At 70.2% G+C, this 11940-nt stretch carries 6 protein-coding genes; 5 read left to right on the forward strand and 1 reads right to left on the reverse strand.

The features are described 5' to 3' along the window. The coding region (locus tag PUT80_RS45335; protein WP_343076922.1) for an OB-fold nucleic acid binding domain-containing protein at positions 1–811 on the forward strand (811 nt) is incomplete at its 5' end. Between the two features lie 45 nt (positions 812–856). Here PUT80_RS45335 and PUT80_RS45340 read toward each other — a convergent pair. Further along, positions 857–6319 carry a biotin carboxylase N-terminal domain-containing protein gene (locus PUT80_RS45340; protein WP_275295824.1) on the reverse strand — a complete coding sequence of 1821 codons (5463 nt, stop codon included), beginning with the start codon at positions 6317–6319 and terminating at the stop codon, positions 857–859. A gap of 443 nt (positions 6320–6762) precedes the next feature. On the opposite strand from PUT80_RS45340, the gene PUT80_RS45345 reads away from it, so the two are divergent. Genes PUT80_RS45345 through PUT80_RS45360 form a run of 4 tightly spaced genes read left to right on the forward strand, consistent with a single transcriptional unit; the run spans position 6763 to position 11709 of the window. Beyond that, complete coding sequence (locus PUT80_RS45345; RefSeq protein WP_275295825.1) at positions 6763–8289, forward strand: sugar ABC transporter ATP-binding protein; 1527 nt, start codon at positions 6763–6765, stop codon at positions 8287–8289. Beyond that, positions 8286–9275 carry an ABC transporter permease gene (locus PUT80_RS45350; RefSeq protein WP_037818734.1) on the forward strand — a complete coding sequence of 330 codons (990 nt, stop codon included), beginning with the start codon at positions 8286–8288 and terminating at the stop codon, positions 9273–9275. Before PUT80_RS45345 ends, PUT80_RS45350 begins: the two co-directional genes overlap by 4 nt. Positions 9276–9297: 22 nt before the next feature. Then, complete coding sequence (locus PUT80_RS45355; RefSeq protein WP_037818736.1) at positions 9298–10299, forward strand: substrate-binding domain-containing protein; 1002 nt, start codon at positions 9298–9300, stop codon at positions 10297–10299. A gap of 3 nt (positions 10300–10302) precedes the next feature. Next, positions 10303–11709, forward strand: a complete 1407-nt coding sequence (locus PUT80_RS45360) for an L-fucose/L-arabinose isomerase family protein (protein ID WP_275295826.1) — start codon at positions 10303–10305, stop codon at positions 11707–11709. Positions 11710–11940 lie beyond the last annotated feature (231 nt).

An 11940-nucleotide genomic window follows, 5' to 3' on the forward strand; every position in this document is an offset into this window, starting at 1 on the left:
GTCGCTGATCAAGGCGGGCGCGTTCGATTCGATGGGCCACACGCGGCTGTCGATGATCCAGGTGCACGAGGACGCGGTGGAAGCCGTCGTCCCGCTCAAGCGCCAGGAAGCGATGGGCCAGTTCGACCTCTTCGGCGGAGAAAACAAGGAACCGGCTTCTTCGCCGTTGGCGCACGTGAAATTCACCGCCGAAGAGTGGCCGCGCAAGCAGTTGCTGGCGCACGAGCGGGACATGCTCGGCCTCTACGTTTCAGCGCATCCCTTGGACGGGGCGGAAGGCGTCCTCAGCAAACACGCGCCCCGCACGATCGCCGCGATCATCGACAACCCGCCGAAGGAAGGCGAACTCGTAGTCGCCGGGTTGATCACTTCGCTGGAGCGGCGGGTGAACAAAAAGGGCGAACCTTGGGCGATTTGCACGGTCGAGGATTTGGACGCGTCTCTCGAGGTGTTGTTCTTCGCCAAGTCGTACGCGTTGTGCGCGGCAGATCTGGTGGAGGACAACGCGGTGCTGGTGAAGGGCCGGGTCAACTGGCGGGAGGACAAGATGTCGGTCTTCGGGGCGGATCTGGTGCCGCTGGACCTGACGGAACTCGGGGAAACGCCGCTGGTGCTGCACACGCGGGCGGAGAAAGTGACGCTGCCGGTGGTGCTGGAGCTCAAGCAGACTTTGCTGGAACACCAAGGGAATACGCCGGTCCATCTGCACGTGGGGGAGCAGCGGTACGCGCTGGACGGATTTTCGGTCAAGGTGACCCCGGCGCTGTTGGGCGAGGTGAAAACGATCCGGGGGATCACGGTGGCCTCGTGAGTGCTGGCGCCGGTTAGAACCGGCGCCAGCACTCACGAGGTTCACTCAGCGCTTCAATCCGTGCTCGATCGCCTCGATGATCCGGGGCCGGAGCTGTGCGGTGCTGACGATCGCGTCCACCGACCCGACCTCGACCGCGCGCTGGATGCTGTGCACCCGGTCGAACTCCGACGCCACCTCGCCGAGCTTCTCGGCTCGCACTGACGACGTGACCTCCGCCAGTTCGGCCGCGCAAGCGGCCCGTTCGGCCCCGCTCAGTTCGCCGAGCCGCTTCTGCAGACCGGCCACCCGCGGGTCGTTCGCCGTCCGGGTCTTCACCTCGCCGGCGAACACCACCGCGGCCGCCGGAGCGCCGCCGAGCACCGAAGCGAACGAGCCCTCCAGCGCCAGCACCGTCATGTTCGGGTTCAGCGCCTTCGAGAACACCACGAACGCGCCGCCGTGGTAGCGCGAGATCACCGTGAACACGATCGGTCCCTCGAAGTTCACGATCGCGCGGCCGATCTCGGCCCCGTACTCCAGCTGGAGCTTCTTCATCGACTCCGGCGAGCCGTCGAAGCCGGACAGGTTCGCCAGCACCACCAGCGGACGGTTGCCGCTCGCCGCGTTGATCGCGCGGGCCGCCTTCTTCGACGACTTCGGGAACAGCGTGCCCGCGGTGAACGTGTCCGGGCCGTCGGTGGGCGGGAAGCCGCGGCGGGGCACCGAACGCGATTCGATGCCCAGCAGGCACACCGGGTGGCCGCCGATGTGCAAGTCCTGCACCGCGGCGGTGTCCGCGTCCGCCATGCCCGCCCAGCGTTCCAGCACCGGGTGGTCCTGGTCGGAGAGCGCGCGCATCACCGTGCGGATGTCGAACGGCTTCTTGCGGTCCGGGTTGTGCTCGGCGGAGAAGATCTGGCCCACCGTGGCGAAGTCGCTGCCGACGACGGCGTGCGGGTAGTCCGACACGTCGCGGCCCGCCGGGTCGCTGGTGACCGCCTGGCGCGGGCCCGCTTCTCCCGGCACGACGTAGGTGTGCGCGTAGTGCGCCATCAGCACGTCGCGCGCCCCGGCGAGGTTCGGCGCCCAGTACTGCGCCTGCCCGTTCGGGCCCATCACGCGGTCGTAGCCGCCGATGCCGAAGTTGTCCTCGGCCGACACGCCGCCGGAGAAGTCCAGCGACTGCTTGCCGGTGAGCACCATCGCCGAATCCGGCGTCATCACCAGGATGCCCTTGGTGTGCATGAGCATCGTGGCCTCGGCGTTCCAGTACGGCTGCGCGCCCACGGTGATCCCGGCGACCACGATGTTGATCTCGCCGCCGTCCTGGGTGAACTCCACGATCCGCTTGAGCGCGGCCGCGACCCAGTCCATGTTCTCGGTGCCGGACTCCATCGAGATCCGCGCGCCGGACGACAGCGCGAACCATTCGACCGGAACCCGCAGCTCCTGCGCCAGGTTCAGCGCCGCGATCACCCGCGTGCACTCCGGTTCGGCCAGCGCGCCGAGCGACTTCGTCGGGTCGCCCAGCAGCACCACGCGCTTGACGCCCTCGGGCACCAGGTCAGTCGGCGTGCTGACCACGCCTGCCACGAGCCCGGCCTTGTTCTGCCCGCGCGGCCGATCGACCGGCACCAGCGCGCCGGTGTCGTCAAGGTCGTGCTCGGTGAAGGTGCCGCCGCCGGCCAGCAGTTCGGTGAGCTCGTACGGGTACACCGTGTCGCGGCGCGCCGCGCGCAGCACCTTCTGCCGGTAGTCGTCCAGCGGCTGCACCGGCTCGGTGCTCGGGGCCTCGACCGACAGCCGCACGCCCGCGCCGACCTCGTTGCGGACCGTCACCGCGATGTCGGTCAGCTCGCCGGTTTCGGAGTTCCGCTGCCGGACGAGGAACTGGATCTCCTCCAGGCCCGCGCCGGCGGTCGTCGGCAGCACGCGGCGGGCGAGCAGGTTCAGCTCGTCCATCGTCAGGTCGCTCGGCGGCCACACGTAGATGACGATCCGGTTGGTGTCGAACCGGTTCTTCGCCGGACGCCGCGCCTGCGCGTTGCGGACCGCGTCGAGGCACGCGGCGAGCGTGTCCTCGGCCGAGGGCAGCGACACGAGCCTGCCGTCCGCCTCGCGCAGCGGCGTCAGGTCGCGGACCTGCGACATCGCGATCAGCCGCTCGTCGGCCGGGTTCGCCTTCGCGGTGCCGGTGAACAGGTACACCTCTTCGTCCGCCGACGGCAGCCGCGTGAGGTCGAATTCCTGCAGCCGCTCCAGCTGCAGCCGCTCGGCGACGCGCGGGTGCAGCCCGCGGATCACCCGGTCCTCGGCGAAGCCGGATTCGGTCCGGCGGAAGGTGAAGTGGTGGTGCATCACCGCGCCGCCGCCGCCGGCGACGGTGGTGACGACCCGGTCGACGTCGGCCGGAAGCGGTTGCGCGGCAACGATTTCGCCCAGCTTCGCGGCCATCGCGTCGCTGTCGGGCTGGTCGGTCCACTTGAGATACACGTCCGCCGCGACCGGCACCCCGGCGCCGTCGGACAGCTCGGCCACCGCGCGCATCGCGTCCGGCAGCTGCGGGAAGTCGACCGCGGTGGTGACCACGCGCGCCGGCTCCGGATGCGAGGCGGTGACGAACGAGCAGCCCGCGACCTCGCGCACGCGCACGTCCGTGAGCGCCTTGTTGCCGTAGTAGCGCCGGCTCAGCACCTCGAGCATCGGGGCCGGGTCCGCGCCCGGCCGGCCGATCCGCTGGCCGAGCAGCCGCACCAGCGGCTCGTTGCTCGACACCATGCCGGAAATCCGCTCGGCGCGGTCGGCCGCGTCCGGGTTGCGGTCGAGGTAGCGCAGGTGGCCGCGGATCTCGGCGTACACCTCGGCGCGCGCCCGGCGCAGCATCGGCTGCGCGAACCAGCGGAACACGACGCCGCGGGCGAGGTCGCTGACCGCCGGGAACCGCAGCTGGGTGGCGGCGATCAGGTGCTCGAGCGCGAGCCCGGCCGTCTCCCGCAGCTCGGCCGAGGGCGGGGCCTCAGTGAGCCACTGCCGCAGCAGCGCGGACACGATCGCGCTGTCGCTCGAAGCCCGTTGCTGGGCAAGGAAAATCCGGAAGACCGCCTCTTCCAGCTCCGGCGTGCGCTCGAGGTCGCCGACGCCGTAGTGGCCGAGCACGCGGCGCAGCCTGCCCTGGAATTTCTCCGGCAGCCCGGCGCGCTCGACGTCGAGGCTCTGCAGATAGGTGTGGAAGTACTCGCGGGCGCTGTGCACCGGGCTCGACGCGCTGAGGTCGTCCGCGGCGGGCTTGTTCCGGCTCAGCTCGGACAGGTCGGCGAACACGTCGAGCAGTTCGAGCTCGCCCTCCAGCGGACGCGCCGGCAACTCCGCGCGCGCCGCCAGGTAGCCGCTGAGCACCCGGCCCTGGTCGTGCGGGTCGACGTCGAAGCCGAGCAGCAGGCTGCGCAGATCCTGCCTGCCGCGCTCGACCAGGTCGGCCGCGCTCGTGCCGTCCTGTTCGGCGGGCAGGTCGATCTCGGCGGTCTCGGCCTGCGCGGCGGCCTCGTCCTCGGCCTCGTCGGCGAGCGGTTCGAGGCGCAGCAGCGGAGCCCCGGTCTCCACCTGGCTGCCGATCGACACCGGGAGTTCCTTGACCCGGGCCCGGAACGGCGCGCGCAGCACCGTCTCCATCTTCATGCTTTCCAGCACGAGCACCGGCGCGCCGGACTCGACCTCGTCGTCCACCGCGACCGGCGTGGCGACCACCAGCGCGGGCGCGGGGGAGCGGACGACGCCGCCCTCGTCGCGGCTGATCCGGTGGGTGATGCCGTCGACCTCGACCAGGTGGGTCGGCCCGTGCGTGCCGGTGACGAGCCGGAATCGCGTGCCGTTGACGGTGATCTGCCCGCTGTACTCGTCGAACCGCTCGAGCTCGACGTCGGCCGGGTGCACGTCGCCGCCGCCGCTGACGCCGACCCGGAACCGCTTCGGCCCGGTGCGCGCGACCGTGACGCGGTAGGACGCGCCGCGCAGTTTCAGGTCGAGCGGACGGATTTCGTGGCGCACCTGCGGACGGCCGCCGAACGCGGTGGAGAGCAGGCGCTGCCGCCCGACCTCCTCGTCGTCCTCGTAGGCCTCGATCGCCGCCGCGGCGAGCGCGACCGCGGAATGCCGCGTGGTGACGAGACGGCCCTCGGCGCGGACGCGGTCGATCCAGCCGGTGTCCGCGCTGGCGTCGATGACCTCGGGCTGGTCGAGCAGGTCGAGCACGAAGCTCTTGTTGGTGGCGCCGCCCTCGATGAGCACGGACGTCTCGGCCATCGCCCGGCGCAGCCGCGCGAGCGCCTGGTCGCGGTCGCGGCCGTAGGCGATGATCTTGGCGATCATCGAGTCGAAGTCGGCGGGGATCGTGTCGCCCTCGCTGACGCCGGTGTCGACGCGGATGCCGGGGCCGGCGGGCAGCAGCAGCCGCGCGATGCGGCCGGGGGACGGCGCGAAGTCGCGGTCCGGGTCTTCGGCGTTGAGCCGCGCTTCGACGGCGTGCCCGGACTCCTCCGGCTGCGCGCCTTCGAGCTTGCCGCCGGACGCGACGTGCAGCTGCAGCCGCACGAGGTCGGTGCCAGTGGTGATCTCGGTGATCGGGTGCTCCACCTGGAGGCGGGTGTTGACCTCGAGGAAGGCGAACATCCGGTCGCCGGGGTGGTAGAGGAACTCGACGGTGCACGCGCCGCGGTAGCCGACCGCGACCGCGAGCCGCTCGGCCGACGCCTTCAGCTCGGCGGTCTGCTCCGCGCCGAGCACCGGGGACGCCGACTCCTCGATGATCTTCTGGTTGCGCCGCTGCACCGAGCAGTCGCGGACGCCGAGCGCCCACGCCGTCTCGCCGTCGGAGATCACCTGGACCTCGACGTGCCGCGCGCCGGTGACCAGGCGCTCCAGGAACACGACGCCGCTGCCGAACGCGCGCAGCGCCTCCTGGCTGGTGCGCTCGTACGCCTCGGTGAGGTCGCCCGCCGACTCGACCTTGCGGATGCCGCGCCCGCCGCCGCCCGCGGTGGCCTTGAGCATCAGCGGGTAGCCGATCTTGTCGCCCGCCGCGAGGGCTTCCTCGAGCGTCGCGACCTCGCCGCCGCTCCACGGAGCGACCGGGACGCCGACCTCCTCGGCGATCAGCTTCGCGCCGATCTTGTCGCCGAGCTTGCGCATCGCGTCCGCGCTGGGGCCGACGAAGGCGACCCCGATCTTGTCGCACAGTTCGGCGAACGCCGGGTCCTCGGCGACGAAGCCCCAGCCGACCCACGCGGCGTCGGCCTTGGTGTCGACCAGCGCCTTCTCCAGTTTGGCGAGATCGAGGTAGGGCCGCGCGGAGGCGGGGCCGAGCGAATAGGCGACGTCGGCTTCGCGGACGAAAGTCGCGGTGGCGTCCGCGTCCGTGTAGAGCGCGACCGTCTCGATCCGTCGCCCGGTCTCGGCGGACAAGTCCCGGACGGCGTGGATCAGCCGCATCGCGGCCTCTCCGCGGTTGACGATGGCGACGCGATTGAACACGGACAAAGCCTCCCAGTGAACCTGACTGCACCACGCACAGCAGGCGACGCCGGACCCGCCGGAACGTCGCCTGTCTTCGTCGTACACATTGCTCCCTTACCGCCGGGTACACCAATGTCGCGGATGACGCATGCCGCGCCTGCCGGTTTGTAGGAACCCGCCAAAAACGGCTCGTGTCACGTCGTCCGGGCCTCGTTTATCGCGAGGTATGCCACAAATCACGCCCGGCCGGCCAGGGGCGGAGGCAACTGGACGGCCAGGCGTTTCCAGGGGGTCGGACAGGGGTCACCCGCAGTTCAGGCGGCGGAGCGGAACGTGCCCGGCGGAACCGGAGCCGAGGCTCCCCTGAACTGGGAAAATGTGACCCTTGACACTCCGGCGGGGTGCCCCTACCGTCGCGAGTAATCGATTTCTCGACGTGGGGCGGGCCGAGAGGGCGGGGCATGGGCGACGGCGTCGCGCTGGCCGAGCTGGCCGGCGTCAGCAAGACCTACGGCGGGGTGCGTGCCCTGGGCGCGGTGGACTTCACCGCGGCGAAGGGGGAGGTGCACGCGCTGCTCGGCGAGAACGGGGCAGGCAAGTCCACGCTGCTGAAGATCTTGTCGGGGGAGATCGCCGCCGGGGAGGGGGCGATCCGGATCGCGGGGGAGGCGGTCCGGATCGCCCGCCCGGCCGACGCGCGCCGCGCCGGGGTCGCGATGATCCATCAGGAACTGGACCTCGTCCCCGCGCTTTCCGTGGCGGAGAACGTCTTTCTCGGCCGCGAACCGCACACCCGCGGCGGCACGGTCGACCGGCGGCGGATGGTCGCGGCCACCCGTGAGGTGCTGGAACGCTCCGGCGTCGACCTCGACCCGCGCACGCCGGTCGAACGGCTGCGCACCGGCGAACAGCAGCTCGTCACCATCGCGAAAGCGCTGTCGCTGGACGCGCGGATCCTGCTGATGGACGAACCGACGTCGGCGCTGTCGCCGCGCGAGGTGGAGCGGCTGTTCACGGTCATCGACCAGTTGCGTGCCGACGGGGCGGCGATTGTCTACGTGTCGCACCGGATGGACGAGATCGGGCGGGTCGCGGACCGGGCGACGGTGCTGCGCAACGGCGAGGTCGTCGCGGAGTTCAGCGCGGCGGAGCTGACTGCCGAGCGGGCCGCGGAGGCGATGGTGGGCCGTCCGGTGCACCTCATGTTCCGCGCGGACAGCGTGCCCTCGCCGAATCAGGACGAGGTACTTCGCGTCGAGGATCTCGTGATGCGGCCGCGCGCCGGGCGGCGGGAGCCGGACGGGATCAGTCTCACCGTGCGGGCCGGAGAGATCGTCGGCGTCGCCGGATTGCTCGGCGCGGGACGGACCGAGTTGCTGGAGGCGCTGTACGGCGCTGCCAGGGGAAAGTTGTTGAGCGGGCGGATTTTCCTGCGCGGCAAGGAGTTCCGGCCGCGCTCGCCGCGCGGGTCGCTGAGGTCGGGGATCGCGTTCGTGCCCGAGGACCGGCGGATCGCGGGGCTGGCGCTGGAGCATTCCGTCGTGGCGAACACCGTGCTGTCCATTGTGGACCGGCTGGCGCGGTTCGGGATCGTTCCCGGCAGGCGCGAGCGGACGGTGGCCGGGGAAGAAGCGGGGAGGCTCGGGGTGAAACTGGGGTCGCTCGCCGATCCGGTGGGTTCGCTGTCCGGCGGTAATCAGCAGAAAGTGGTGCTGGGACGGGCTTTGCTGACCGAACCGGCGCTGCTGTTGCTCGACGAGCCGACGCGCGGGGTGGACGTCGGGGCGAAGGCGGAGATCTACCGGCTGCTCGGCGAGGCCGCGCGGAGCGGCGTCGGGGTGCTGCTGGCATCGTCGGAACCGGCGGAACTGGTCGGCGTGTGCGACCGCGTGGTGGTGCTGCGCGGCGGACGCAGCGTGCACGAGCTCGACACGGCTCAGGCCGGCGAGGCGGAACTGCTCGCCGCGTCGATGGGCGACGTCCGGTGAACGGGCGTTCCGTGCTGGCCGCGGTGTTCCGGTTCCAGAGCGTCTTCGGGCTCGTGCTGGTCTTCGCGGCCGCGATCGTCTTCTCCCCGCACCGCGACGGGGAGCTGGTGTTTCTCGGCAGCGGCAATCTGTTCAACGTCGTCCGCGCGATCTCCGAGATCGGCATCATCGCGGTCGGCATGACGCTGGTGATCCTGGTCGGCGGCATCGACCTGTCGGTGGGCTCGGTGATGGGGCTGGCCAGCGTCGGCGTCGCGCTGCTGCTCACCAGCGGCGGCTGGGGACTCGTGCCGGGCGTGCTGCTGATCCTCGCGCTCGGCTTCGGTTTCGGGCTGCTGCAAGGGATCGCGAGCGCGCGGTTCCGGATCCAGTCGTTCATCGTGACGCTCGCCGGGATGCAGATCGCCCGCGGGATCGCCCGGATGTGGTCCGGCGGCGAGGGCGTTTCGATCACCTACGGCACCGGTCCCGGCCAGGCTCCGGTGCCGTTCTCGCTGCTGGGCGAGCGGACGTTCGGCGGCGTGGTGCCGATCCCGGCGCTGTTCTTCGTGGTCGTCGCGGCGCTCGCGGTGCTGGTGCTGCGGGCGAGCGCGTTCTCGCGGCACGTGTACGCGATCGGCGGCAACGAGAAGGCCGCGGTGCTGTCCGGGGTGCCGGTGATCCGGGTGAAAGTGCTGGTCTTCGGCCTGTGCGGGCTGCTCGCCGCGCTGGCCGGGATCGTCCACGCGGGACAGTACAACTTCGGCGGGCCCAACGACGGCACCGGCTACGAGCTCAACGCGATCGCGGCCGTCGTGATCGGCGGGACCAGCCTGTCCGGCGGGCGCGGGTCGGTGTCCGGCACCGTCGCGGGCGCCCTGCTGGTCGGCGTGCTCGACAACATCCTCCAGCTCAACGACATCGATTCGAACGTCCAGCTGATCGTGGTCGGCGTGGTGATCGTGCTGGCCGCGGGCCTGCAGCGGCTGCGCCCGGCGACGGCATAGGCGTCCGGGAAAAGGGGAGCAGATGTCCGGCATCATCCGCGGCGGGGCGGTCCTGGCGGGGCTGGCCCTCGTCGCCGCCTGCGGCACCACGCACGAGAACGCGCCGGGCGCGTCGTCCGGCACCGCGCCGGCCGCGAAACAATGCCACGGCCCGAGCGGGAAATACAAAATCGGGATGAGCCAGGCGAATCTCGCCGAACCGTATCGCGTCCGGATGGACGACGACATCCGCAAGGCCGCGGCCGGCGTGCCGCAATTCAGCGTCAGTTACGCGGATGCCGCGCAGGACAATGCGAAACAGGTCGAGCAGGTCAATACGTTCCTGACCCAGGGCATCGACCTGCTCATCATCAGCCCGAACGAGGCGACGCCGCTGACCGGTGTCGTGAAGAAGGCTTACGACCAGGGGATCCCGGTGCTGGTGCTGGACCGCAAGGTCGACGGCGACGGGTACACGTCGTTCATCGGTGCGGACAATGTGGACATCGGCCGTCAGGCGGGCAAGTTCTTCGCCGAGAAATTGCTGCCACAGGGCGGGAAAGTCGTCGAACTGAAGGGTCTCGCTGGATCGACGCCCGCCAAGGAACGCAGCGATGGATTCAACCAGGGCATTACGGACCGCAATATTACCGTCGTCGGCAGCGCGGACGCGGATTGGTTGCGGGACAAGGGACAACAGCAGGCGGACGCGTTGCTGAAAGCGCATCCGGACGCGCAAGCGATGTTCTCCGAGAACGACCCGATGGCCGAGGGCGCGCGCATCGCCGCGCAGAACGCGGGCCGCGCGGACCTGCCGATCGTCGGCATCGACGGCCTGCCGGTGCCCGAAGGCGGCATCAAGGCGGTGGAGGCCGGACGGTTGTCGGCCACGTTCATCTACCCGACCGGCGGCAAGGAAGCCGTTGCGGCAGCGAAGAAACTGCTCGTCGACTGCCAGACCGTGCCCAAGACGCAGACCCTGCCCACCCGCCTGGTGACGCGCGACAACGCCGCCCAGGTGTACGCCGAACTGAACCGGAGCTGACCTATGGCGCGAATCGGTGTCCTCGCCGTCTCCGACGGGCGCGACCACGTGCACCGGCGGAACACCGGCTTCATCCGGTCCAAAGTGGACGAATTCACCGCCGCCTTGACCGCGGCGGGCCACGACGTCGTCACCGGAGGGCTGGTAGCCACGAACACCACCGCGACCGCGGCCGCGCGCTCGGTCGCCGCGAGTTCGGTGGACGTGACGGTGCTGTACTACGCGGTGTGGGCGTTTCCGCACTTCACCATGCTGGCCGCGGACGCGACCCCAGGCCCGTTGCTGCTCGTCGCGAGCACCGACCCGACCGAGCCGGGGTTGGTCGGAATGCTCGCCGCCGGAGGAGCACTCGACCAGATCGGCCGCACGCACACCCGCTTGTGGGGCTCGCCGTCCGACCCGGAACTGATCGCCGAAGTCGGCGCGCACGCGAGCGCTGCCGCGGCCGTCGGTTCGCTGCGCGGTTCGACCTTCGGCCGCTTCGGCGGACGGCCGATGGGCATGAACACCGCGGTGGCCAATACCGATCAGTGGATGCGCCAATTCGGCGTGGACGTCGAGGAAATCGACCAATACGAACTGGTCCGCCGCGCCGAATCCGGCCTCTCTTCCGCGGCTGCGGACGGTCGGAAATGGCTGGAAGAGCATGCCACCGTGCACTACGATGGAGATCGCCTCACCCCGGAGTTGCTGGAACGCCAACTGCGTCTTTACCTTGCCGTACGCGATGTCGCTGCCGAACGCCACCTGGATTTCTCTGGGATCAAAGCACAACCGGAGCTGACCGAGCACTTCGCGACCGCCGATGTCGCCGAGGCGCTGCTCAACGATCCGTACGACTGGAACGGCCCCAAAGCCGTGCACGTCACCGCCACCGAAGCGGACATGGACGGTGCGCTGACCATGCAGCTGATGCACCGGATCACCGGGACGCCGGTGCTGTTTGCTGATGTCCGGCATTACCACCCGGACCGCGACGTGTGGGACCTGTGCAACTCCGGCCAGCACGCGACATGGTTCGCCGCGCGGAGCGAGGACCCGGCGGAGAATTTGGCGCGGGTGCACCTTTATCCGGAGGTGTTCTTCTTCCCCGCGGGCGGGGCTTCGGTGCAGCACATCGCCGCCCCCGGCCGGATGACCTTGGCGCGGTTGAGCCGGTTGGACGGGGAGTATCGGATGCAATTGGTGCTGGGGGAGTTCGAGAACTACGACGCGCGGACGACGGAGGAGCTGGTGTCGCGCTCGACGCCGGAATGGCCGCACGCGTTCGCGCGCCTCGATGTTGCTGCGGAGACGTTCCTGTCGCGCTTCGGAGCGAATCACGTGCACGCGGTGCCGGGGGATCGGCGGAGAGAACTGCGCGCGGCGGCTCGGTTGATGGGGGTGCGGGTGGAGGAGTGGAGCCGGTGACCCTCTGCTCGACGGCTCGCTGAGGCTTTCCGGCAGCGAGTGCGCCGCGCTCGTGGGGCTGGCACTCGCTGGCGAGGTCCGTGAAGGGCTCCTTGAGGGAATCAGACCTGGATCCACCGGTGTTTGTGGTGGTGTAGGCCGTGTCTGGACGCGCAGATGCCCTCTGAGCTGGGATGATTGTTCTTGCGAAGGAAAAATCGATCCGAGCGAGAGGGCATCTGCTGGATGCGA

This window comes from Amycolatopsis sp. La24 (assembly GCF_029087445.1).
Classification (GTDB): domain Bacteria; phylum Actinomycetota; class Actinomycetes; order Mycobacteriales; family Pseudonocardiaceae; genus Amycolatopsis; species Amycolatopsis nivea.

Excerpts from the sequence above, each read along its gene's own strand:
- PUT80_RS45345 (WP_275295825.1), top strand. The coding sequence starts at position 6,763 with ATGGGCGACGGCGTCGCGCTGGCCGAGCTGGCCGGCGTCAGCAAGACC.
- PUT80_RS45360 (WP_275295826.1), top strand. The coding sequence starts at position 10,303 with ATGGCGCGAATCGGTGTCCTCGCCGTCTCCGACGGGCGCGACCACGTG.
- PUT80_RS45355 (WP_037818736.1), top strand. The coding sequence starts at position 9,298 with ATGTCCGGCATCATCCGCGGCGGGGCGGTCCTGGCGGGGCTGGCCCTC.